The 24354-nt window shown below is 62.0% G+C and carries 15 protein-coding genes; 3 read left to right on the top strand and 12 right to left on the bottom strand.

Annotated features, from left to right (window positions below):
• The first annotated feature begins 146 nt into the window (after positions 1 to 146).
• A complete protein-coding gene (locus tag ACVMDN_RS10425; protein WP_225161215.1) occupies positions 147 to 713 on the top strand; it encodes a hypothetical protein in 567 nt (188 codons plus the stop codon).
• A 116-nt stretch (positions 714 to 829) separates the two neighbouring features.
• Here the strand turns inward: ACVMDN_RS10425 and ACVMDN_RS10420 are convergent, their stop codons facing one another.
• From ACVMDN_RS10420 to ACVMDN_RS10365, 12 genes are all read right to left on the bottom strand, one after another.
• Positions 830 to 2074, bottom strand: coding sequence for a glycosyltransferase family 92 protein (locus ACVMDN_RS10420; RefSeq protein WP_057020235.1), 1245 nt, complete (start codon positions 2072 to 2074; stop codon positions 830 to 832).
• Positions 2075 to 2579: 505 nt separating this feature from the next.
• Entirely contained in the window at positions 2580 to 3503 is a 924-nt protein-coding gene (locus ACVMDN_RS10415) for a glycosyltransferase family 2 protein (RefSeq protein ID WP_168856486.1), read from the bottom strand.
• Positions 3504 to 3514: 11 nt separating this feature from the next.
• On the bottom strand, positions 3515 to 5719 hold the full coding sequence (locus ACVMDN_RS10410) for a glycosyltransferase WbsX family protein (RefSeq protein ID WP_456835248.1): 2205 nt from the start codon (positions 5717 to 5719) through the stop codon (positions 3515 to 3517).
• 332 nt (positions 5720 to 6051) lie between these two features.
• The gene (locus ACVMDN_RS10405) at positions 6052 to 8088 is read right to left on the bottom strand and encodes a tetratricopeptide repeat protein (RefSeq protein WP_229190042.1); all 2037 of its coding nucleotides are present in this window, start codon (positions 8086 to 8088) and stop codon (positions 6052 to 6054) included.
• Positions 8085 to 9431 carry an HlyD family type I secretion periplasmic adaptor subunit gene (locus ACVMDN_RS10400; protein ID WP_076833256.1) on the bottom strand — a complete coding sequence of 449 codons (1347 nt, stop codon included), beginning with the start codon at positions 9429 to 9431 and terminating at the stop codon, positions 8085 to 8087. The genes ACVMDN_RS10405 and ACVMDN_RS10400 overlap by 4 nt, the downstream gene beginning before the upstream one ends.
• A complete protein-coding gene (locus tag ACVMDN_RS10395) occupies positions 9421 to 11655 on the bottom strand; it encodes a peptidase domain-containing ABC transporter (protein WP_057020230.1) in 2235 nt (744 codons plus the stop codon). Before ACVMDN_RS10395 ends, ACVMDN_RS10400 begins: the two co-directional genes overlap by 11 nt.
• Before the next feature lie 195 nt (positions 11656 to 11850).
• Positions 11851 to 12465 (bottom strand): class I SAM-dependent methyltransferase, encoded by a 615-nt coding sequence (locus tag ACVMDN_RS10390; RefSeq protein ID WP_057020229.1) that lies wholly within the window; start codon positions 12463 to 12465, stop codon positions 11851 to 11853.
• A 459-nt stretch (positions 12466 to 12924) separates the two neighbouring features.
• Entirely contained in the window at positions 12925 to 14196 is a 1272-nt protein-coding gene (locus ACVMDN_RS10385) for a calcium-binding protein (RefSeq protein WP_456835249.1), read from the bottom strand.
• 668 nt (positions 14197 to 14864) lie between these two features.
• Positions 14865 to 15965 carry a glycosyltransferase gene (locus tag ACVMDN_RS10380; protein ID WP_456835250.1) on the bottom strand — a complete coding sequence of 367 codons (1101 nt, stop codon included), beginning with the start codon at positions 15963 to 15965 and terminating at the stop codon, positions 14865 to 14867.
• Positions 15966 to 16015: 50 nt separating this feature from the next.
• Positions 16016 to 18004, bottom strand: a complete 1989-nt coding sequence (locus ACVMDN_RS10375) for an alginate lyase family protein (protein WP_456835251.1) — start codon at positions 18002 to 18004, stop codon at positions 16016 to 16018.
• Between the two features lies 1 nt (position 18005).
• On the bottom strand, positions 18006 to 20186 hold the full coding sequence (locus tag ACVMDN_RS10370; RefSeq protein ID WP_456835252.1) for a bi-domain-containing oxidoreductase: 2181 nt from the start codon (positions 20184 to 20186) through the stop codon (positions 18006 to 18008).
• A 111-nt stretch (positions 20187 to 20297) separates the two neighbouring features.
• On the bottom strand, positions 20298 to 21548 hold the full coding sequence (locus ACVMDN_RS10365) for a glycosyl hydrolase (RefSeq protein ID WP_456784366.1): 1251 nt from the start codon (positions 21546 to 21548) through the stop codon (positions 20298 to 20300).
• 117 nt (positions 21549 to 21665) lie between these two features.
• Between ACVMDN_RS10365 and ACVMDN_RS10360 the strand changes: the two genes are divergently transcribed.
• Entirely contained in the window at positions 21666 to 22958 is a 1293-nt protein-coding gene (locus ACVMDN_RS10360) for a glycosyltransferase family 4 protein (protein WP_456784365.1), read from the top strand.
• A gap of 78 nt (positions 22959 to 23036) precedes the next feature.
• On the top strand, positions 23037 to 24347 hold the full coding sequence (locus tag ACVMDN_RS10355) for a nucleotide sugar dehydrogenase (protein ID WP_456835253.1): 1311 nt from the start codon (positions 23037 to 23039) through the stop codon (positions 24345 to 24347).
• The last annotated feature ends 7 nt before the right edge of the window (positions 24348 to 24354 follow it).

Below are 24354 nucleotides of genomic sequence, written 5' to 3'. Positions count from 1 at the left end.
GCGTGGATGGCCGCCAACAGGACGTCGAGAAGCGCGATGACGACTCAACCAGATGTCATCGCTGCTTGACGAGCCGCGACCGCCTTCCGACGGTGGATTGGCAGCCACCCGCCAGACAACAACTCGAGAAACCACGGAATCCCGTCATGAACATCGCAATGGACGGTCAGGAACTGACACTGTTCAAAAGTTTCGTGGACCTCTCGACGCGGTATCTGGAATTTGGCTCGGGAGGAAGCACTTGGCTGGCCTGTCAAACCAAGAAGGAGTGGGTCATTTCCATCGATTCCTCCGCGGAATGGCTCGCCAACGTTGCCGACGCCACGGGCGACGCGAGCACCAAGCCTTTGCTGCTGCACGTCGATATCGGCAAGCTGCGCGAGTGGGGTTATCCCGTGGAAAAGGACAAGGAGCGCTCGTGGCCCGAGTATCACGAACGTGTCTGGGAGCGTCCGGAAAGCAAGACCGCCGACCTGTATTTCGTTGACGGCCGGTTTCGCGTGGCTTGCTTCGTACAGTGCGTGCTTCACGCCGCACCGGGAGCCTTCATCGCAATTCATGACTTCGAGAATCGTCCCCACTACCATTCGGTGCGGACGGTCGCTCGCGAAATCGCGCGCGCCAACAACATGTCGATCTTCCAAAGGCCGGCAGAGATTGATCTCGTCGCCGCACAGCAGTTGCTTGCGAAATACCGGCTGGAACCGCTGTAGCCGATCGCTGCGGCCAGAGTAGCCGATCGCGGCGATCAAGAATCACTTCAAGCACACGATCGGGCGCGCCGCCTGGCGCGCCCTCCTCCAGCGAGGACATCGCTGTTCCCTTGAATTCAGCCCTGAACCAGTTTCTTCAGCTCCGGAAGAAACCTCTGGATCGTGGCGTCTTCGACATCGTTGCGATCGCGCAACGTGAAGAATTCCATTGCGCGGATCTTTTCAGGATCTCCATCGCCGAGCGGCCTGCCCCGCTCACGCTTCTTCAGCAATTGCTGCCGCGACTTCGTGTAGTAGTGATTGATCACGAGCTTGTTCCGCTTCGGAGCAGTGCAGCGCCCGCCGATCGGGAAGACAGGCGCGCCGTCCTCGTGAACGTAGCAACCCAAGACAAGCGATTGATGGGGATGCAGATAGGACACGATGGTGTCAGGCCGCACGATTGACTTCATGATGAAATGATCCGGGAAATCGTCCGGAGCACGACGCGTGAAAGATTCGATGCACAGACCGGCCGGCCTCGCGTCGTGACCGTTCGACCCGAAGTTCAACCAATGCACCGCCACCGCCGGCGCCGGTCCGAGCTCGGTCAAGACGTCCTTGATGTTGCCGGCCTGCGTCGGAAACAGATACTCATCGGCATCGATGAAGGCGCACCATTCGGCACAATTGCGGTAGCTGTCGATCGCATGCGAGAACGCGCGCATCTGGCCGAATTCCCCTTCCACGAAATGATAGGTGATCATTTCCGGCCACGGGAAGGACTCGATCACGGCACGAGTATCATCAGTGCTGCCGTTGTCGTAGAGGTAGAAGTGATCAACGCCGACCAGTTTGTGGAAGTGTAGCCATTCCAGCAGATCGTCGCCTTCGTTCTTGATGGCGCACACCACCGCCAAGCCGTGCTTCTTCCGATCGACCCCGGCGTAGAGCTTCTTGGCCTCCATCACGCGCAGGAGGCCGGCAAACTCTCGCCGCAGATTTTCACTTTTCGGGGCCGCAATGAGCGCGGCAAGATAGACATCCTGCGCTTCATGGGCGGACCCCATATTGAGGGCCGCGATTGCCAGGCGATGCAACACCCGCGAGTCGGATGGCATCTGCTTGACGAGGTCGAGAAGGATTCCACGCGCTCCGGCGAAATCGCATGCCTGCACAAGCGCCGCCGCCTTTGCAAACTGGAATTCCTTGTAATCACCGAATTGCTGCTCCAACTGCTTGACCGATTGGATCAGCTCGTCGGGCTTCGGATTTGCGATCCGCCCGGAAAAGAAATCTCTAAGCCTTGTCTCGATCTCACTTGCTGGAAGCGTATCGAGATTCACGCCTGAGCTGAAACTAGACAATGCTGGAATTTCCATGTCCAACCTGAGCCGCTCCACGAGATCAACAAGCTATTAACATTGGTTCGCACCACGAATTCCCTATTAGCGCACATATCCTACAAGAATAAGGCTATAACACGCAGTGCTCACAATTAACTCTTGTAAGGTTATTTCGAGGAAAATCAATACAATAGAGCAAGGGGGCTCGACGTCATTTGCACGAAAACCGCGTCACGGGACCGGAACGATCGGAGATCGCCGATGGACGACGGGAATGAAGCAGTCCGCCAGTCGTTCGGGCTTACAAGAACGATGCTTTTGACATCGTTTATCCGCAAGCCTCCCGCCCGGCGCGTTCAGCTTTTTGAGTTCCAGCACCCTGCTGCGGCTGCGGCACGCTCCAGACCTCTCGTCGGCGCAATTCGATCGGACGCCAGGCTCCCAGCCGACGAAGCGATGAAGCAATCGCTCGGTCTCCATCCCAATCAAGGCCCCGTTCCGATTGTGTCGGAACGGACAAGGCTGGCCTTGCATTGCTCGATCAGCGCCAGCGAACCGGCCGGGTCCGATCGTTCGACTCCACCGTCCGGTGTTCTACATGATAGGGCGCGTAGATCTGCTTCACCCAATAGTTGAAGTTCGGGTGCAGCTTCACGAAGTCATAGAATGAATCGCCGAAATTCGACGGACTGAGGCAGGTCTTGTTCTGAGGCCGTGACGCGATTGCATTCAGGCAATACGACATCATGCAAGCCTTTGTCTCGCTCTCTGCCACCTTGCTCAGACTTCGGAAACTGTTGGTTGAATGAAGTCGGTACAGATAGCGGTCGGTCTCGAGATAGGTCGGCTCGACCTTGGTTACCGCGCGCAACGCAAAGTCCCAGTCATGGCAGTATTTGAGATCGGCAAGCCAACCCACCTGCCGCAGCAGTTCACGGCTGAAGACAAAGTTTCCGGTCGATGCCGCGATCTGAGAATCCAGAAATGTCCATGACAACGGCGCACCTGCGATCTGGGCCCGATCGATCGCATAGCGCAGGCGCGTTGGAAACTGGAAGTTGCTGATCGACTTTCCATGTTCGTCGATTGGCTCAACCGCCGAGAAGCCGAAGAACAGCCGATCATTGGCATGCTTATCCGCGAACAGCCGAACCCGATCCTTGGAAAAGGCATCGTCCGAATTCAAAAGGAAAATCATGTCGCCGTTCGTCAGCGATAATGCCCTGTTCCAGGTGTAGTGGGCGCCAAGATTTTGAGGGTTCTTGAGCAGCTTGCAGGAAACAAAGCGCTTTCCGAACGACCTCTTCTTGAGGACCCTCTGCGCGACTTCAAAACTCTTGTCCGGCGAATTGTCGTCTACGATGACGAGCTCGATGTCGGCAAACGTCTGTTGATAGACGGTCTCAAGGCATTCCTCAAGATACTGCTCATGCTTGTAGCACGCGATGACAACACTTGCGAGCATTGGTGGCGACCTCAACGTCTCACGATGATCGAGTGGCGAGACCGCACGAGTGCACTAGTCCCGTCGCCGACCTCCAGAACCGCGAGTTGATATTCACCATCCGGCAAATCTCGAATCGAGAAGGACAGCTGGAAACCGAAATAGCAGTCCTTGCTCTCGGCCTTCATATACTCCTTCACGTCCACGCGCTCGTGCCAATCTACGATCAGGCAATAGCCGCCGTTTGCTGCGCCATCCGGAGTAAGCCCCGACAGGACCAGGAATCCCGTTCTCTGTCGGCTGGCCTCAAAGGCGTTGCCCGCGCAAATCCATCCCCGCACCAATATCTCATAGCGCGGATCGACAATCACCCGTTCGCCGGTTTGAGAATTGATGTTCTCGATCACCAGCAACGAACCTGCCGGATTACCGGACGCGCCTTCTGCCTCCACTGGCGTGCCGCTTCTTACGCGCTGCACCCCCGAATGGGTGAGGCCCGACCGGTGCAGGCTTGCGAGCATTTCGACATGCGTCGAGGCTTCTTTTACCGCCCACTCGAGCTCCTGCCTACTCAGGCAATCCAGCAAATCCGGGCTATTTCGAATCTGGGCCGAAATGGGCTCAGCCGAAGCGACCCTTCGCACGACCTCGAGAAACGCCCGTCCATGGCGCGAATCCGGCTCGAGATGCGCACCTTCCGCCCACTCGTTCCAGGAATTGATAAACACCAATGATTCGGAAAAGCTGTTGCCCTTGGCACGCAGGGTTGCATCGCGAAGCCAAACCTCAAACGCTTCCGGACTGGACCTGGTAAAGACGTGACCGCGCGGCCCCTTGCGAGGCGTATTGTCCCAACGCGGCATCACCGCAGGAAAGAACGGGAAGTCGTAGATCTTGCCGATCGACGATCGCATGGCGTCGACATAGTCGTACACCTTTCCAGCGAAGGTCGGCGGTGCATGGACTTCGGTCGGCGGCACCTCCCTTGTCGAGACCGTGTGCGGAGGAAACTCGATTGCCGCGTCGCAATTGACGTCGCGCGGATCGAACTCTCCGAACGTCATCGCATTGCAAATGAGAAGCTCGCCGATTCCGAGTTCTCTGGCTCGCTCGCGCCAAATCTCGAACAAGCGCTGCTTGTCCGGCAACAATGACGGCCTGTAGATGACGATGACCTTTCGACCGTCGACAGTTATGTAGCGCTCATCGAGCAGCAGGTCGGCCATGTCGTCGATAAAGCGGACATCGTCGTCCAGGGAGTGGTTTTGTCCCAACAGAAGCTCAGCGTCCGAGCCGTCCCACCGACGAGACCAATTCTCGTTTGCCCAGCAAATGCAGAAAGGCAGGTTCGGCTCGCCGTCCTCGAGCAGCAGCTGAAGCGGCTTTTCCAATAACCTTCGGCCCTGGAACCAATAGACGTAGTAGCAAAATCCATCGATGCCGTACTGGCGCGCAAGCTCGCCCTGCTGACGACGCGTTTCCGGCAGCCGGACGTCATAGAATCCAAGATCGGCCGGCAACCATGGGGACTCGTGTGCCGGAAACTGGGCACGCATGCGCGCGACGTTGGTCCACTCGGTAAACCCTGGCCCCCACCACCTGTCATTTTCATCAAATGAATGGAATTGCGGGAGGTAGAAGCAAATGTAGCGCACCTCCTTGGGAGGCGCGTCCGCCAGTCCAGCAACGATCCTGTTGTTGCTCGGAAACAACAGGTCGTCGTAGTCCGCGGTCGAGAACCCCAGCGCGACGATCAATTCGCCTGGCGTATAGTTCTCGAACAGGGGTATTTCGTAGTACTCGCCATCATTCAGGCTGATACGCAAATAGATCTGCGCACGCTTAGGCTCCACAAGCGCGTTTCTCAGGGCGCGCGCCAAGCGACGGCGCACTCCCGGCGCGGATAGATCGATACGAAATCCGGGACGTCCGATCACGCTCCGCGGACCTACGCGGGCCGGCATAGATCGGCCTGTCCGTCCCTCCTCGACACAGTGGGAACCGACAAAAAGCGCGATCGAAACTGTTGAAGCGGGCGACTGGGCATCGACAATCCAACCCGAAATCCCACGCCCCGAATACTCCAGTATCGCGCCGCGCAGACGCGATCCTGACTGGAGATCGCCTACGTCGGGATCCAGGAACAGGCTCTGCGGATGGTCGTCCTGTTGAACCGGACTGGCAACGGGCAACATATCCTTCGTATCCCTGACGCTCCGTTCGACCATCTTGTTCATTGCCACTCAATCTCCTGCCAACGCTTAGCGCCGGGTCCAGTTTCTTTCCCGGTCGCGCGGAAGTTCGATCCCGAGATCACGCTGCCTGACATGCCCGGATCGTGACCTCTTGATCCTTATCGATCATCTCCACACAACCAGAGGTACAATGAGCATTTCTTCCGCGAACGCAACATTAGCGCAATCTCTCTGTCGTCGATGTGAAAACCATTGTTAGTTCTGCCTAGATTGTCACGCGGACTTGCCCGCTTCCGTGCCTTCGCGCTCAAAAACAAAGCTGTCCATCATCTCTGCCGTTGCCTGCGCGCGACGCGATGCCGCCTCCAACAATCTCAGCCAACGCTCTCGCCCATTGCCTGCAGACGACGTCGCGCGCCTTCGTTGTTCTGCTGCGCCGCTTGTCGATACCAGTACAGCGCCTGATCGCGATCCTGTGCGACGCCGTTGCCGGCGCGCAGCGCATCGCCAATTGCGAGTTGGGCTTCGATCATGCCCTGCTTCGCAGCGGCCTCGAACCATTCGGCCGCCTTCGCCGGATCGGCATCGCGGCCCTGTCCCCGGCCCAGCATCACGGCAAGGTTGTATTGCGCCGTCGTATGGCCCTGGCGCGCCGCCGCCTCGTACCACGTGACGCCGTTGGCGAGGTCCTGCTCGACGCCTTGTCCGGTGCAATACATTACCGCAAGCTTGAACTGCGCCGCAGCGTTGCCGCCGTCCGCGGCCTTGACGATCCAGCCGGCGGCGGCCTGCGGATCCTTGAGGCCGCTCTTGGGATCGGAATACAGTAGCGCCAATGTGTGCTGGGCCTCGACGTGGCCGGCGCTCGCCGCGCGTTTGAACCATTGGGCTGCGGCCGGAACGTCGACGGCGCCGCCGGATCTTCCCATGTGAAGGCCGCCCAGCTGAAATGCCGCGGCCGGATGGCCGGCCTCGGCAGCGTCGGTCAGCAGCGCACGTGCCTGCGCAAGACGCTCCGCGGACGGTTCATCCTGGATAAGAAACATCGCATAGGCCGTCTTCGCATCGGCATCGCCGCCGTCGGCCGCCTTGCTGAGCCACTCCGCCGCGCGCACTTGATCGCGCGGCACGCCGTTGCCCGCCGAGTAGAGCCGGCCGAGCTGCACGCCCGCGGCGCTAATGCCTCCCTCGGACGCGCGCTCGAACCACTTGATCGCAGTGGCGACGTCGCGCGCCACGCCCCTGCCATTGAGATAGAACACCGCAATGTTGTGGGCCGCCGTGGCATGGCCGCCCTCCGCCGCACGCTCGAACCATTTCGCAGCCTGGCGGATGCTGGGCGGAACGCCGGTGCCGGTGGCATAGAAGCGTCCGGTCAGGAACTGCGCCTGCGTATCGCCGCGCTCGGCCGCCTTCTCGTACCAATATGCCGCCTCGCGCAGATCCGGCTCGGCGGCAGTTCCGAGCGCATAGAACTCAGCCAGCGCCTGGATCGCCGGCAGGTAGTCCTTCCGCGCCGCCTTGCGCAATGCGGTCTCGGCCCTGTCGAGATCCTTGACAGCCCCTTTGCCGCTCAACCGCAGCAGTGCAATGTTGTAGAGCGCGATCGTATCGTCATGGGCAGCGGCGCTCTGGAACAGTCGCGCGGCTTCCTCGACATTTTGGGGAAGCCCGGTGCCCTTGAGGCACATGAAAGCGAGCGCAACCTGTGCGCGCACATGTCCCTGTTCCGCGGCCTTGTGATACCAGATCGCGGCCTGCGCGAAATCGACGGGAACGCCCCGCCCCTGATAATACACATCGCCAAGCGCGAACTCACCGGCCGCCGCCTTCTGCTCGGCCGCGGCCTCGTACCAGCGCAGGGCGGCAGCGTGATCTTTCGTGCAGCCTTGCCCGTTGGCGTACATATCGCCAAGGATCGCTTGCGCCTCCGCTTTGCCGGCCTCCGCCGCCACCGATAACCAGAGGAACGCGGCGTCGATATCCCTGGGCACGCCGATTCCGTTCGGGAAAACCAGATCGTGGAGGTTGACTGCCTTGTCGCCCAGACGCGCCGCAGTGGATTGCCGCCACATCTCTGGCCTGTTCGGTCCAACCGTGGCGTTGACGCCGTTGAAGTAGATCAAGCCAAGCTGGAATTGGGCTTCGGTATGTCCCTTCAGGGCGGCGCGTTCGTACCACGCGACCGCATCCGGAAGGCTGCCGATAACACCCTCGTTCCGCGCATAGAGCAACCCGATCCGGTAATCCGCCTCCGGATCGCCGGCTTGCGAGGCGAGCCGCCAAAACCGCAACGCCTCGAGATATTGCTGGTTCTCGTACGCCTCCAGCCCCCGTTCAAACGGCTTCGAGTCTGAACGGGACGAGCCGGGGCGCAGCAAGTCGAGAAGGGAACGCGTCGATACCGTCATGGCTCGCGCATTGCTTCTTTTGCGCTGCGCAGCATGCCGCCGAGCAGATACATCGCCACCGAGCGGGTGCCGACATTGACATCACCCTGCAGCGTCATGCCGGGGATGAGGCGGAAGGTCTTCGGAACATCCTTGAAGTTGGTCTGGTCGACCGAACACCGCGCCTTATAGAAGGCGTCGACAGGCTTTCCATCATCGTCGTTCGTGAAGGCGCCTTCGCTGATCCAGCGAATCTTGCCTTCGGCCGTACCGTGCTCCGCCGCGTTGAACGCATCGACCTTCATCGTGCAGGGGTCGTTGGGCCGGACGAAGCCGACGTCGCGCGACAGGATCTGGATCTCCGCCTCGAGCCGCGTCTTGAGCGGCATCAGCGTGATGAAGGGATCACCCGGCTTCAGCACGGAACCGACCGAGAGCTTGGCGAGGGTCAAGACGACCGATGGCTCGGCAGCCGTCCACCGCACGAGGTCCTGATGCTTGATCGCCTTGTCATACTGTGAGCGGGCCGTATCAAGGTTGTTGCGCGTCGTGACCAGATCCTGGCTCAGCTGCGCGTTCCACTGCTCGGTGAAGGCGTTGCGATCCGCCTTCAAGGAATCCAGCTGGTGCTGCGCTTCCAGCAAAGTGTTGTGCGTGTTGTCGATCTGACGCAACAGCTCCAGGCGCGTGTCCTGCGAAAGATACAGGTTCAGCTTGGACCCGCTGCCGCTTTCGGCGAGCGTCGAGCGCATGTCCTCGATCTTGCCGGCGATCTCGGCACGCTGACTGTACCGCTCGTCGTCCTTCTTCGACTTCTGGATCGTCGCTTCGGTTTGGCTGATCTTGGAATCGTAGCTGTTCACCTGTGCGTGGTACTGCGCGACGCGCTGGTCGTAGAGCGCCTTTTGCAAGGAGTTGTACCTGGTGACATCAGGATCGTTGGATTGGCCGTACGACAACGGCTTTCCGGACAATTCGGCCTCGTCCCGAGCGACCTGCGCCTCAAGGCTCGCAACCTGCAGCTTGTACTGCGTGACATCGGCAGCCGTGAACGTCGAGTCCAGAGTCGCGAGCAATTGTCCCGTCTCAACCTGCTGACCTTCCCGAACATCGATCGTCTTGATGATGGACGCGTCCAAAGCCTGCAGGACGTTGATCTGATCGACGGGAACGATCTTGCCGCCCACGCTCGTGATCACGCGATCGACGCGCGTGAAGCACATGATCGCCACGACGGCGGCGAGGAACCCCACCAGGACGAACAGCGTTGCGCGGGCCAGCAACGGCTCGGCGGCCTCGCGGATCGCATCGGTCTCGGACTGGAACTGGCGAACGGTCGCGAGCGAAGCTTGATTAGGAGACAAGGGTCGGACTCCTGAAATTCTTTTCATTGCGGCCCGCCGGCGCAAGGTGAGTGTTCTGCTGGTACCAGAGCGAGCTGTAGATGTCGTTCCGTTCAAGAAGTTCCTCATGACGACCGATATCGTCGACGACGCCGCGGTTGAGAACGAGGATCGCGTCGGCCTTCGTCAGCGACGACAGACGGTGCGAGATGATGATCAGCGTGCGGCCATGGGCAATCCGCGAAATATTCGCGTTCACGATCGTCTCGCTCTCCGCATCGAGCGCGCTGGTCGCTTCGTCCAGGATCAGAATCGGCGGATTGACGATCAGCGCTCGCGCGATCGCGAGGCGCTGGCGCTGGCCGCCGGAAAGATTCGTGGATCCCTCGTAGATATAGGTCTCATAGCCTCGCGGCAGCTTGTCGATGAATTCCTCGGCACCGGCCAATCGCGCCGCCCTGACGATGTCATCGAAGGTCGCATCGGGCTTTGCGGCCGCAATATTCTCGCGGATCGTGCCGCTGAACAGGAAGTTCTCCTGCAGCACGACGCCGACGTTGCGCCGGAGATGGTCGACGTCGTATTCGCGGACATCGATACCGTCGACCTTGATCAGTCCGCCATAGTCGGAGTGCAGGCGTTGCAATAGCCGCGTGATCGTGGTCTTGCCCGAGCCGCTCTTGCCCATCACGCCCAGCGTCGTACCGAGCGGAATCTCGAAGGAAATATTGTTGAGCGCCGGCGACACCGCGCCCTTGTACTTGAACGTGACGCCGGAGAATTCGACCAGCCCCTTCAGCGGGACCCTCACACCATGGCCGGAGCGTCCCTCCTCGGCCGGCTGATTCACCAGCCTGCCGACGATCGTGACCGCGGTGCGCGCCTCGTCATATTGGTTGATGAGCTGGGCCATCTGCATCAGGGGGCCGGCAACGCGCTGCGACAGCATCAGAAAGGCAAACAGCGCGCCAACATAGACCGGATCGCCGCTCGACACGGCCATGTAGACGCCGAACGCATAGGGAGCACTCACCGCCAGCCGCTCCAACGGCTTCACCAGCGTCTGGATGGCGGTTCCGGTCATGCCTTCCGCAAGCCGCGCCTTGGCGACGCGCGCCACCAGCACGTCCCACATGTGGCGCTGGCGCGCATCGAGCGCCAGCGATTTGATGGTCCGCATGCCGTTCAGGCTCTGGATCAGAAACGCTCCCTGTGCCCCTTCGGCCGCCAGGGTTGCCGAGGACTTCTTCCGATAGGCGGGCAGCATCACGATCAGCCAGGTCACGATCATCGCAGCAAAGGCAAGAACCATCAGCGTCATGAGCGGGCTGAAGAAGAACATGACGGGCAGGAAGAAGAACAGCGTCGTCGAATCGAGAATGGTCCCGAACAACTGCCCGGTCAGAAAGCCGCGAATTCGAAATACTTCGCGGATATCCCGGGAAATCAGGCCGACGGGATTCTGCTCGAAGTAGTCGATCGGCAGATTGAGCACCTTCTCGAACACGTAGGTCGACAGTTTGACGTCGAGGCGTGCCGTCAAACGCTGAACCAGATACTGCCGCAGGAACGAGAATGCCGCCTCGAACACGATGACCACGAGCATCGCAGTACACAGCACATAGAACGTGTTGTAGGCCTTGTAGAAGATAACCTTGTCCGAGAGCAGCCGCCAGAACATGATCGGTGCCAGGCCCATGAAGCCCAGGATCAGCGCCGCAATCGCGACGTCGCGCAGGATGCGCCGTTCGCGGAACAACAATGCGGTGACAAAGCCGAAGCTGAACGGCTGCGTCTCGTCGGAAATCTCATAGTCGCGCTTGGCCATGACGACGTCGCCCGACCAGATGTCCTCAAAGCGCGGCTGATCGATGACGAGCAGCGCGTCCTCGCTCGCGTTCGGATCCTGCAGGACCACCCGGGAGCTGTTCTCGTCGCCTTCGAGGCGCAGCAGCACCATGTGGCTGCCGTCGCGCAGCCGAACGATGGCCGGCAGCGCCCTCTTGAGATGGCTCAGACCCTTCCAGTCCAGCGTGACGGCCTTTGCCGTCATGCCCGAGGAATTCGCACACTTCAAAAGCTCGGCCAGCGTGACTTCCTGATCGCCCAGGAGGTTGTCGTGGATCAGCTGGGACGGGGTCAGATGCAAGCCATGCTGCCTTGCCACGATGACGAGACAAGCGAGGCCCGAAGGTGGCAGCGCCTCCACCGAAGGTGCGCCGACGAGCGAGAGGTGTTTGGTCATGGATGCCTCGAAGTTTCGACTGCACAAGGTCCGGTCCCAGCGAGATATAACGTATCACTGTTAGTTCGCTAACGCAGCATTTTCAGCGCGTCACCCGAAAAAGATATGTTTCACGGCAGGCCGCGAAGCCAATTTCGAGCACGTTCTCGCGCGATTTAACCAGGGAACCTTATAACATTGTTTAACATCGACAAATCACGAGTCGGCGGTCACCGTCTCCTGGAAGTCGAATCCGCAGGCCTCCAGCTGCGGCCTGATCCGCTCATCCCTGGCCTCCGGCATCAGTGCCAATGCACAGATCTCAAAATTCCCGCTCCGAACGGAAACCGTCGGAAAGCCGGCGCTGAGCAGCAGGTTTCCCATCCGCTCGGTCGAAAAGCCGGTCTTGTGCGCCATGTGATAGCGCCCCTGTTCGATCGCGCCGGAATGCCCGTAGATCATGTCCAATGGCCGGATCGGACCGGCCGGCGAGACGTAAGCGATCGCGCCGAGGCCGCGCGTCAACATGTGCTGCGCGACCGCCTCGAGGTCGGGAGACATGATCAACGCGAATCCGTCCGGCTTGAGGACTTGGCGGAACTGGACGAATGTGGGGTGAACCTCATGGGCGTAGAGATGCTCCATGACATGAGAACACCAGATCGCGTCGAACGAGGCCGCCGGGAACAATCGGGCAAGATCGGTAATCGACCCGACGACGTCGGGGCTCACGCCGCCGTCGACGTCCAATCGAATCTCGTCCCATTCATGCGATGTCAGGAGCGGCTGGATGCGCTTGGTAACCGTCGATCCAGCGCCGGCATTCAGCATTTTTTTCTTGGCCAATTCGAGAGCTCCGCGAGTTCGTTAAGCGGCTGGGTTCTGCAGCGATCGTTCGTCTTGAACAAAGGTGCCAGGGCCGCAGATAGCCATCGGGCGCAGCTCCGTTGTGTCAAGCGAGCCGCACGGCTTTACAAAAGCTACGTGGTCCGAATGTGACGAACTAACTTATAACATCCATTGGCGGAAATGCCCCGGGCGGAACTTGTGATTGATTCGATGCATCCGACGCGAATCGGCCGACAAAGTTCCAATCGGAATGCGCGCATGCGCTTCCCCTTGAGGCGAGCCGTCGAACTCATCGCAGGTGCGTCATGATCATCAACGGCAGCGTATTCGATTGTTCAATTTCAATTACCCATTCCTGACGGCCATGCCGGCGATCAAAGAAAAAAGCGCCGCCTCAACCTCGGTTGGGGCGGCGCTTTCGCTTAGTGCAGACCTAGGATCTTACAGCTTGGTCGAGTTACCATCGTTGAAGATCAGGTATTCGATGTTGCTGATCTGGGTCACCTGACCATTGCTGAAGGTGATGTCCATAGAACCGTTCGATCCAGAGCTGATGTTGCTCACGTCGGTCGAAGCGTGATCCAGGAAGGTCAGGGAGTCCTTGTTGCCGCCACCGCCATCGATGGTGTCGCTGCTGGTGGCGTTGTTCAGGTAGAAGTAGTCCTGACCGGAGCCGCCGACCATCGAAGCCGTACCGGTGTCGGAGCCGACGAACGAGTCCTTGCCGTCGCCGCCGATCAGCGTCTGCGTGCCGGAGCCGGCGACCAGCGTATCGTTGCCGGAACCGCCATGCAGCGTGTCGTTGCCGGCACCGCCATAGAGCGAGTCGTTGCCGGCACCGCCATCGAGCGAGGTCGCGTGCGACGCATCGCTGCCCGAGTAGAGCACGTCCTTGCCGTTGCCGCCGAACTCAGCAGCAGTCTGAGCACCGCCGACAAGGAGGTCATTGCCGTTGCCGCCATGCAGCGTGTCGCCCCCGGAGCCGCCATACAGCGAGTCGTTGCCGGCGCCGCCATCCAGGCTGTCGTTGCCCGCACCACCGTACAGCGCATCGTTGCCCTTGCCGCCATCCAGCGTGCTGGAATTGCCGGCGGTGCTGCCGGACACCAGCACGTCCTTGCCGTCACCGCCACTCAACTGCGACGAGCTGCCGCCGTAGAGCGTGTCGTTGCCGGAGCCACCGTTCAGGGTGTCGGCACCGGAGCCGAACAGCAGATCGTTGCCCTTGCCGCCATCCAGCGTGCTGTGACCGGAGACGTTGTCGACCAGCACGTCGTTGCCGGAGCCGGCATCGATCGAGTCGTGACCGGCACCGCCGAAGATCGTGTCGTTGCCGGAGCCGGTGAGAACCGTCGTGTCGCCGGTATTGTTGATGAACACCTGATCGTTGCCGTGGCCGGTCGCGACCAGCACCGGGGTGCTGCCGTTCACCGTCAGCGTGACGTCCTTGTTGGTGTCCTCGATGATCGCCTTCAGGTTGGCGTCGGTGTTAACGGTGTTAATCGGGTTGGTTTCGATCAGAACATTGGCGTTCGGATCCGGGTTGGTGATCCCAGCCCCTTCCTGCACCGGAATCGTCGCGCCGTTATCCGGGCTGGTGTATCCGATCCCCGCGTTGATCAGATAGTCAAGAATCTGTTGCTGGGTCGAGTGATCGATCGTTCCGTTGATCGCGTGTTTGAGGTCCGTCTGGTCTAGATTGTAAGTCGCCATCGATGTAGCCCCTGCTTGGGATACGAGGATTCAAGCCGCTCGCCCACACATAAGCTGTTGATTCACAACTGGTTTGTTGCGACGCAACTCAAATGTGGACCCAGGTTACGAACTTGTTAAGTTCATTGTTAAGACCGTTAGGCCGGAGTGTCAATCAGCAATGCGCTGTTAACACCTGGTTCCCTGAGATTTATGCGGGACTTAGCACTACTTCGAATGCACCATAACATTCAACGCACGCCCATCGCCAATGTTAGCCGCGACGCAAAAAAGGGTAGCGATTATACGGGGTTTCGCGGGGCCCCCGGATACCGCGGGAGCGCAGAATTTCGCTGATGCCGTGTGCGCTTCGACGCGATTTTCTGATCTGAAAAAAATATTTCTGCATCGCATGAGACGTTTTGCAAAAAAGCGTCAAACTTCGCAGCCGGCGCCCCACCGGCCAGTGTTATAGCGCCCCTTGGCAGCAGTTTGCGGGTTCGATCAAGCGAGATCCACGGAATCACCCGCAGAATCAGCGCCGTTCGACCGCAAGATCAAAAACCTGGCGCGATGCCGCTCAGACACCCTGCTGTAACAAATTAACACCAGATTTGCCGCAATATGTTAGCAACGCCGGCATGGAACCGGCGATGCCCGATCGCGGGCAGAGCGCCGACCTGCGGCGATCATCCCCCGGCGGCCCGCGCGTAGATGGCCTCGAGCAGCCGGCGGTTCTCGTCCGGCGCGTAGCGCTCGAGATAGGCGGCTCGTGCGGCCCGTCCCCATGCGGCGGTCAGTTCGGCGGCGCCGAGAACCTCACTGATCCGATTTCGGAGCGTGGCCGCGTCGCCCGGCGGCACCAGCGCGCCGGTCTTGCCGGCGCTCACCACCTCGGCAAGTCCGCCGATCTCGGAGGCGATGACCGGCGTGCCGCACGCGAAGGCCTCGACCACGACAATCGGAAATCCTTCGTACCATAGCGACGGCACCACCAATGCCCGGGCATTCGCCATTTCCCGCAGCACCTCATCGCGCGAGAGCCCGCCCAGGAAGGTGACATGATCGGAAGCCCGAGCCTCCAACGCAGCACGCTCCGGCCCCTCGCCCACGACGCGCAAGGGCACGCCGGTCCCCGCAACGGCCTCGAGCAGCACGCCGACGCCCTTCTCGCGGCTCAGCCGTCCAACATAGAGTAGCCCGCTGCGCGGCGTGGCTGCATCGGGCGCCCCCGGATCGACCATGAAATTCGGTTTCACGTCGATCCGATCGGCGTCGAAGCCGGCCTGCGTGAACAGGGTTTTGGCGAACTGCGTCAGCGCGATCAGGCGCAGGCCGGGACGCGTCCAGGTGCCACGGCGCTGGTGCTGCGCGATCATGTAGGCCGAGGCGATCGAGCCCGGAAGCGATCCGCGGTAGCAGCGGTGCACGACGCCCCAGAGGTGTCCGCGATCGAGGCACTTGTGGCAGATGCGGCCGTCGCGCAGCAGCATGCCGCCGGTGCAGATGCTGCGATAATTGTGCAGGGTCGCCACCGCGGGCATGCACTTTTGCCGGCAGAGATCGAACACGGCGGGCGACAGCAGCGGGAAGAAATTGTGGACGTGCACAACGTCGGGGCGAAAGCGGTCGATCGCTTCCGCCACGACCCGCTTTCCCTCCGCATTATCGGCGATCGACAGCGTGGTCGTGATGCGCGCGGGGAGCGAATTGATCGCCGCGTTGCTGACCGTGAGCGTTTCAACGCTGTGTCCTGCGGCGCGCAGCAGGTCGACTTCCGCTTCAAACACGACATCCTCGCCACCGCGTCCCTGATACCTGTTGTGAGCGACCAGGATCTTCATGATCCGGCCGGGTCTGAAAACCAGCGCAGCTCGGTCACCAGGTTTTGCCCGCCCGCGAGCGTACCGCAGCCGATCAAGGTCGTCGCCGGCACCTTGAGATCGAAGGACGGCGAATACCAGCCGGCCGGCATGGTCTCGTCACCCCGATACGGCACCCAGCTGAGGGCCGCCGGCAGATCGAGCTCGCCGCGCCCGCCGGGCCATGCGAGCTGCGCCCTGTGCCCTTCGAGCCTGCATTCGACCTCGGGACCGAGATGCCAGCTGAGGCTCGCCGGCACCGCAAGCGCTTCATCTGCCAGCACGGTATCGGTGACGACGAGCCGCGCCGCCCGACGCTGCAATTGCACCGAGCGGCGATGCACGACACCTGCTTCGTCGCGATATCCCGAATGCTCCGCGACCCAGTTCGCATCCGCATCGCGATCGTCCAGGCCGCTGGCTGCGACAAGCCGGCTCTGCGCATGCCTTGTCCAGAGAAACGGCCCGCCCGACCCCGACTGGTCGCGCGCGAACAGGCACAGCGTGTTGTGCGCCAGCGTGGAGCGGAAGTAGGCCCGCCATCGCGGATCGCCATGGTAGCAATAGGTGCCGGGATCGGCGAAGATCTCCGCACCGCCGATCCTGCATTCGAGCGACAACGCGTCCGCATGGGCGTGGGCGGCAATGCGGCCGAAGCCATGCGGGCCATGGTCACAGCGGCACCACACCGCGCGGTCGGAATCGATCAGAAAGGTCTGTCCCGCCCCCTCGAGCAGATGCGGGCGGCGCTTGGGCCGCCCGGCGATCGCTCGGGCCTCGATGCCGTCGGTGAGCACAAAGCTGCGCAGATCGGGCTCCGGCGATTTGGGCCACCATGGCAGAGCGCCGAACAGGCGCGCGCCGCTGGCGAGCAAGCCGAGCCAGCGATTGCCGGCGTGATCGTCGAACAACAGGCCGATGCCGTCGTCGCCATCGCCCTGCCGCGGCGGATGACCGCGATCGTCCAGCATCGCAGCAATGACGTCGCTCATGCGGCACATCGTGGTCCACACCGCATCGCCAAGCGGATGTCCGGAGGACTCGCCCTGCACTGCCGCCGCCAGCAGCAGTTCGAGAACAAAGCCATGATAATCGGTCGCGAGCTCGCTGTTGCTGCCGCAGGCAAGCGTCTGCGCAACGGCTTCGTGCGCCAGTGTGGCGGCCGATTGCTCGCGCCATCGCGCACTGTCCTGGAAGAACGGAAACACGCAAGCCGCCACGAACTGCCCGGCAGCCTCCGCGATGAGGTGGTTGTTGGCCGAGGAGCCACGGCTTGGGAACTGCGACAGCCAGTATTGATGCGCATAGAGCTGCGTCAGGAACAGTTCGTTGTCCTCGAACAGCGCGGCAGCGCCGGGCCAGTTCTGCAGCAGCTGGCGCACCCAGGCCCATGAGATCAACCGCACGCCAAGCTCGATGCCGCTGATCCAGTGCGGGCCGCGCGGGAACGGATTTTCGCGCCACCAGCTCACCAGATGCTCGGCCGCGCGCACGGCGTAGCGCTCGTCGGAGCTCAGGTAATACGCGGCCGCGAGCACCGTGAGATGGTGATGACGCGACGGCTCCCAGATGTATTTGATGTTTCCGACCGCGGTTTCGTCACGATAGGGAACCGCGAATGCGTGCACACCGGCCGGCGCCCGCTTGCCGCTTCTGATATCGACGAACCAGTCAGGCCGTTCGCCGAGGGCCCCATGGTCCCTGGCGAAAATCCGCCAGTGCCCTACGAGAATCCGGTCGGCGCTCTGGATCAGCCGTTCGGCGGCCTGTTGCGGGGCGCTCGCCCGCGAAGGCAGCGGCTTCAGGCGCGGCTGCCGCGGGCCGGGAGCGAGCCTGGCGCCGGCACGCCGCGCGATATCGGGCGGAGTGATCCGCCAGAGCAAATGCAGCACCTGGTCGTTCACCCGCCCCGCAAGCTCGGACGGCTCCATGCGCTGCAGCCTGCGCAGATACCAGGCCGGATTCATCTCACGCCGTCGAGGCGCGCGCGACGCCCTGTTCTGCCGCGCCGGCCGTCAGATTGATCGGCATCCCGGCGGCCGCGCTTTCCTGCACGGCAAGCGTTGCGCGCGTGGTCGCCAGCAGCCCGTCGAGCGCGATCGGCATCGCGGCTCCCGATGCGACCGCGGCGATGAAGGCATCCAGCATCGGCCGCTGGCCCTTGTCGAGCCGCGCTGTCTTCGCCGTGCGCTGTCCGGAGTGCCAGACCTCGAAGCCCGAGAAATTGTCGAAGGCGGCAAAACCCGTGCTTGCCGATATCTCGAGCGCTTCCTTCGGAACCCGCGGATCGCCGCCGGTGAGATAGCTGAGACTCGCGACCGAACCGTCGGCAAAATCGAAGGTGGCGACGAGATTGTCGACATCCTTGGCCGCCGTGCTCGCGGAGACACGCACCGGCTCGGCGCCGAGCCACCAGCACAACACGTCGATGAAATGGCCGCCCTCGCCGACGAAGCGGCTGCCTTCGCTCTCGGCCTGCAGATACCAGGACGATTTCTCCAGCGGCCCGGCGATGACGCGATATTGCAGGGTCTGCGGTCCTGCCGGCGCGAATGCCGCGCGCATGCCCTGCAGCAGCGGCGAAAAGCGGCGGTTGAAGCCGACCATCAGCCGGCTGTTGCCGGTTTCCCGGATCACCTGCTCCAATCGATCGAGCGAGCTTGTATCGATCGCCAAGGGCTTCTCGACAAACACCGCCTTGCCGGCGCGCAGCGCCTGCGTCGCGAGGTCGGCATGGGAGGCATGGCGCGTTGCGATCAGCACGGCATCGATGTCGTCGGCGCCGAGCACCGAGGCCGCATCCGTCGAGGCACGCGCGAAGCCGAACTTGCGGACCGCCGTGGCGCCGCTCAGGCCGGTATTGGTGGCGACCTCGACGAGATCGACGCGCTGGTTGCTCGCAAGCTGCGGCAACAGCATGCTGGAGGCATAATTGCCGGCGCCGATGACGCCGAGCCGCACCCGGCCGCTGCGCAGGGCAACCGCCGGACGATAGGTCATCTGCATCGCGCGGGGAGCGGCGTCCGGATAGGCGAACACCATGCCGAGACCGACCTCGCCACGGCTCATGCGCTCGAACGCCGACGTCGCCTGCTCCAGCGGCACCGTTTCGGAAATCAGCGAGGAAAAATCGAGCCGCCCGTCGGCCAGCAGCGCGACGATCGCCTCCATATTGCGCTTCTCGGTCCAGCGCACATGACCGATCGGATAATCGATGCCGCCCTCCTCATAGAGCGGATCGTAGCGGCCGGGGCCGTAGGACCGCGAGAAGCGCACGTCGAGCTCCTTGTCGTAGAATTCGCTCCACGGCAGGTTCAGCGTGCATTTGCCGATATCGACAATGCGGCCGCGGTCGCGCAGCAGCGCCGCCGAACGCGACGCGAGATCGGGATCGTCGCTGCCTGCGGTGATGAACACGCAATCGACGCCGTTGCCTGCGGTCAGCTGGTCGATCCGGGCGCGGAATTCGGCCGCGGCATCATCCGATGCGACGGCACAGACCGCGGCGCCAGCAGCCTCCGCCTGCCGGCATCGCGCCTCCAGCCTGTCGAGCCCGACGACCACGACACCGGCGCTGCGCAGCAACCGCACCATGATCTGCCCGATCAGGCCAAGGCCGATCACGCAGGCGGTCTCGCCGAAACGGATCTCCGACTGGCGCATCGCCTGCAGCGCGATCGAGGCGATCGTGGTGAATGCGGCCTGGTCCAGCGCAGCGCTGTCCGGCAGCGGCACGCAGAGGTTCACCGGCACCCAATTATATTCGGCGTGGGTTGCATATTGATTGCCGCCGCAGCAGACACGCTGTCCGACCGAGAAGCCGCCGACGCCCTCGCCCACTTCCACGACGGTGCCCGACAGCGAGTAGCCGAGCGGCGTGTAGGAATCGAGGCGGTTCATCACCTTCTGATAGGTCGCAGCCAACCCCTGCTGACGGACCGAACGCACCACCTTGGCAACCTGGTCAGGTCGCGCGCGCGCCTTGCCGAGCAGCGACAGGCGGCCTTCGGTGAACTTCATCATCTCGGTGCCGGTCGACACCGCCGAGAACGCCGTGCGCACCAAAACCCCGCCGGGGCGGCAGCGCGGCGCCGGCACATCGATCAGCTTGAGCTCGCCGCTCTTATAGTTCTGCGCGATCTGCTTCACGGTCGGTCAATCGCCTCAAGTTAACAGCGCTCCTTGTATCGCGCCTGCCGCCCGCAATGAAGCCAGGATCATCGTCATAATTATCTCATTGCCGGAGACTTAACATTGTTATCATTCCAGCAACAGGACCGGTTTTGGCGAGATCTCGACCTCGCCGTTGGCGACAGGCCCTTCGCCGCCGTCGAGGCCCTGGTAAAGGCTGAAGCGCGGGTCGACCCGATAAACGGACCGGCCTTTGGTGGTCCAGAGGATCAAGCCGTTGCGGCCATCCGGCATGCGAAGCTCGACGCGCCAGGTCGACGGCGACGTCCTGCCTGCCGCCACGACGCTTGCACCGACCAACCAGGACTGGATCGTGCGGTAGGCAATTCCGCTCGGAAGCAGCCCGCGCGCCGGGTCCCATAATTTTCCAAAGTCGCTGCCGCCTCCGGCAAACTCGTACCAATAGAACCGGTCGACGCCACTGATCCATTTCAGGATGTAGGCGCGCGCCAGACACCCGTCCGGATTGTCCTCATAGGACGACCAGCCGGCCTCGGTGTCCCAGATCGGCCTCGCGGACAGGTCGTGTGCGGCGAGGATTTTCCTGAAGCGCGCAATGATTCCAATCACCGCTTCGGGTTCGCTCGTGTAGCCGTGGAAGGCGAACACATCGGCATATTGTCCGCCGCCTTGCGCCATGAAGGCCTGTTGCCAGCGATATCCGTCCGGCGTGCCGTTGGACGGCGGTGTCAGCACGGTCAAGGTGGGATCGCTGGCTTTAATGATCTCGTAGGCCCGCTTCTGCAGCTGGACCATGGTCGCGATATCGCCCGAGTAATATTTGGGATCCTCGGGCTCGTTCCAGATTTCCCAGTATTTGATGCGGCCGGCGGCGCGCGCCACGGCCGCGCGCACCCAGTCGTCCCATGACGCGAGATCGGCCGGCGGTGAGCTTGCACCGGGCGTGAACGCCGGCGGCGCATCCTTCACCGACGCGGCCCAGCGCGGCGTATAGGCGAGATTGAGAACGATCTCGACGTGTTCTCGCTCGGCCGCCGCCAGGATGGCATCGAAGCGCGCCCAATTGTAGATGCCGGGCGCCGGGTTGATCTGTGCCCAGTAGATCGCGCCCCATAGCCGAACGCCGTCGAATTTGAGCTCCGGCCAGGGCTGCGACTTTGGCTGCGACTGCCCGATTGCGTTGATCGTCATGCCGAACAGCGCCGGCGGGATCACCGCATTCACGCGACTCGCACTCAGCGCATCGCTTGACGTCGAACCATTCCACTGCAGCGGCCAATTGTAGGCCAGCGGCAGCACCGCGCTCAAAACCAGCGCAATCAATGCCCGTTGGCCCCAATCCCTCACTCTGCCTGCCATGTCCCTGTCTCGTCGCCGTCACATCGGTGCCGGGATTGCATAGTGGAAGCCGCGCATGTTAATGCCGATGTTAGTCGGATTGTGATGTTGTTAGGTCAATGGTATAGATCATCTCAGATGTCGAGAGCTGAACCATCACCGCGGCGGATCCTGTTCATCGTCGAGAACCTTCCGGTTCCTTTCGATCGCAGGGTGTGGTGCGAAGCAACGTCGCTGCGCAAGGCGGGCTATGAAGTTTCTGTGATCTGCCCGAAGGGCCGCGGCCATGACGAATCCTACGAATGCCTCGAAGGCATTCACATTTATCGCCATCCGATGCCCGTGGAAGCGCGCGGGATCGCCGCCTACCTGATCGAATATCCGGTCGCGCTGTTCTGGGAAACGCTGCTCGCGATCAAGGTGGCGTGGAAGCACGGCTTCGACGTGATCCAGGGCTGCAATCCGCCCGACCTGATCTTCCTGATCGGCCTGTTGTTCAAACTCGGCGGCAAGCGCTTCGTGTTCGATCATCACGACGTCAATCCCGAGCTCTACGAGGCGAAATTCGGCCGCAGGGACTTCTTCTGGCAGCTGCTGCGGCTGGTCGAATATCTCACCTTCAAGACGGCGAGCATCTCGATCGCGACTAACGAATCCTATCGCGAGATCGCGATCACGCGCGGCGGTATGCCGGCCAGCCGGGTTTTCGTGGTGCGATCCGGCCCCAATCTCGACCGGGTGCGCTCGCGGCCGGCCGATCCGGCCTGGCGCCGTGGCCGGCGCTACAGCGTCGGCTATGTCGGCGTGATCGGCCAATCGGAAGGCATCGATCTTCTGCTGCAGTCGATCGGCCACATCGTGCACGATCTCGGCCGCACCGACATCCAGTTCAACATCGCTGGCACCGGGCCAGAGTGGAATGCCGTGGTCAAGCTCTGCGAGGAGATGCAGCTCTCCGACTACGTGAACTTCACCGGCGCCATCGCGGATGACGCGCTGTTCACGATGCTCTCGACCGCTGACGTCTGCGTCAATCCGGACCGCGTCACGCTGATGAACGACATCTCCACCATGAACAAGATCATGGAATACATGGCGCTCGGACGGCCGATCGTTCAGTTCGACGTTCGCGAAGGCCGCCGCTCGGCGCTCGACGCCTCGCTCTATGCCGCGAAGAACGATCCAAAGGATTTTGCCAGCAAGATCATCACGTTGATCGACGATCCGTCGTTGCGACAGACGATGGGGGCGTTTGGCCGCAATCGCGTCGAGCGCGCGCTCTCGTGGACACATGAGGAGCCGAAGCTGCTCGCGGCCTATGAGGCGTTGTTCGCCAGAAAGGTCCCCGCACCGCGCGCGCATGCACCCGCCGAGCGGCCGACCTCGCAACCTTCCAGCGCGAACGCAGCCTCCGGACGGGCATCGTCTTGAACGCGCAGCCGCCTCACTCACGTCAAACGCGACGCGGCTGCGGCCACGCGCACGTCCTGGATTGTTGAAGGTCGAAGCATGAACGTCAGCATTTTCGGCCTCGGCTATGTCGGAACGGTGTGCGCCGCCTGCTTCACCGAACTCGGCCACCAGATCATCGGCGTCGACAAGAGCGTTGCGAAGGTCGACCTGATCCGCGGAGGCAGGTCGCCGGTCGTCGAGCCGGGCATCTCGGACAAGGTGGCGCGCGCGGTGGCAACCGGTCAGCTGACCGCGACCACCGACGCCACCGAAGCGATCGTCAACAGCGACATATCGATGGTCTGCGTCGGCACGCCCTCCTCCGGCAATGGCAACCTCGACCTGACCGCGATCCGACAAGTCGCGATCGAGATCGGCCGCGGACTGCGCGCCAAGAACGCGCCGCACACCGTGACGATCCGCTCCACCGTGCTGCCTGGCACCACCCGCGGCACCGTCGGGCCGCTGATCGAGGAAGCCTCCGGCAACAGGACCGGACGCGATTTCGACCTTGCGTTCAATCCCGAGTTCCTGCGCGAGGGCAGCGCGATTGCGGATTTCAACGCGCCGTCCAAGACCGTGGTCGGCGCTTTCAATCAGGAAACCGCCGACCGCGTCATGGCGCTCTACAAGGACCTGCCGGGCGCCAAGATCACGCCGCCGGTCGAGACCGCCGAGCTGGTGAAATATGTCGACAACAGCTGGCATGCGCTCAAGGTCAGCTTTGCCAACGAGATCGGCACGATCGCGAAGACGCTCGGCATCGACGGGCGCGACGTCATGAACATCTTCATGCAGGACACAAGGCTCAACATCTCGCCGGCCTATTTGCGGCCGGGCTTTGCGTTCGGCGGCTCCTGCCTGCCCAAGGACGTCAAGGCGCTGAAACACTTGGCACACAGCCGCGGACTGTCGACGCCGGTGCTCGAGAGCATCCTGCCGAGCAATGACATGATCATGTCGCGCGGCGCCGACTGGATCCTGTCGCATGAGGGCCGCCGCATCGCGTTCCTCGGCATCAGCTTCAAGGCCGGCACCGACGACGTCCGCGACAGTCCGTTCGTGAGGCTGGTGAAGAGCCTGCGCAGCGAGCGGCGCGACATCCGGATCTACGACCCCAACGTGCAGCTCTCGCAACTGATCGGCGCCAACCGGGATTTCCTGATGCGCAATCCGGAACTGGTCGGCCTGTTGAACGACGACGTGACGGCAACCATCGAATGGGCCGACATTATTGTGCTGACGACGGCGGATCCACGCTTCGTTGCGGCGCTGACGGCGACCCGTCCCGACCAGGTCGTGCTCGAACTGTCGGAGATCGGATTGCCCGAGCAGGTGCGCGCCAAAGTGAGCGGCTTTCACTGGTAGGGAATAT

It is taken from the genome of Bradyrhizobium sp. USDA 4510, assembly GCF_054059095.1.
This window is presented reverse-complemented; position numbering and strand designations above follow the sequence as displayed.

What these genes read in the sequence shown, in the direction of transcription:
- ACVMDN_RS10385 (WP_456835249.1), bottom strand. Translation starts at nt 14,196, where the DNA reads ATGGCGACTTACAATCTAGACCAGACGGACCTCAAACACGCGATCAAC.
- ACVMDN_RS10410 (WP_456835248.1), bottom strand. Translation starts at nt 5,719, where the DNA reads ATGAACAAGATGGTCGAACGGAGCGTCAGGGATACGAAGGATATGTTG.
- ACVMDN_RS10420 (WP_057020235.1), bottom strand. Translation starts at nt 2,074, where the DNA reads ATGGAAATTCCAGCATTGTCTAGTTTCAGCTCAGGCGTGAATCTCGAT.
- ACVMDN_RS10375 (WP_456835251.1), bottom strand. Translation starts at nt 18,004, where the DNA reads ATGAATCCGGCCTGGTATCTGCGCAGGCTGCAGCGCATGGAGCCGTCC.
- ACVMDN_RS10365 (WP_456784366.1), bottom strand. Translation starts at nt 21,548, where the DNA reads ATGGCAGGCAGAGTGAGGGATTGGGGCCAACGGGCATTGATTGCGCTG.
- ACVMDN_RS10405 (WP_229190042.1), bottom strand. Translation starts at nt 8,088, where the DNA reads ATGACGGTATCGACGCGTTCCCTTCTCGACTTGCTGCGCCCCGGCTCG.
- ACVMDN_RS10390 (WP_057020229.1), bottom strand. Translation starts at nt 12,465, where the DNA reads ATGCTGAATGCCGGCGCTGGATCGACGGTTACCAAGCGCATCCAGCCG.
- ACVMDN_RS10355 (WP_456835253.1), top strand. Translation starts at nt 23,037, where the DNA reads ATGAACGTCAGCATTTTCGGCCTCGGCTATGTCGGAACGGTGTGCGCC.
- ACVMDN_RS10360 (WP_456784365.1), top strand. Translation starts at nt 21,666, where the DNA reads ATGTCGAGAGCTGAACCATCACCGCGGCGGATCCTGTTCATCGTCGAG.
- ACVMDN_RS10395 (WP_057020230.1), bottom strand. Translation starts at nt 11,655, where the DNA reads ATGACCAAACACCTCTCGCTCGTCGGCGCACCTTCGGTGGAGGCGCTG.
- ACVMDN_RS10425 (WP_225161215.1), top strand. Translation starts at nt 147, where the DNA reads ATGAACATCGCAATGGACGGTCAGGAACTGACACTGTTCAAAAGTTTC.
- ACVMDN_RS10415 (WP_168856486.1), bottom strand. Translation starts at nt 3,503, where the DNA reads ATGCTCGCAAGTGTTGTCATCGCGTGCTACAAGCATGAGCAGTATCTT.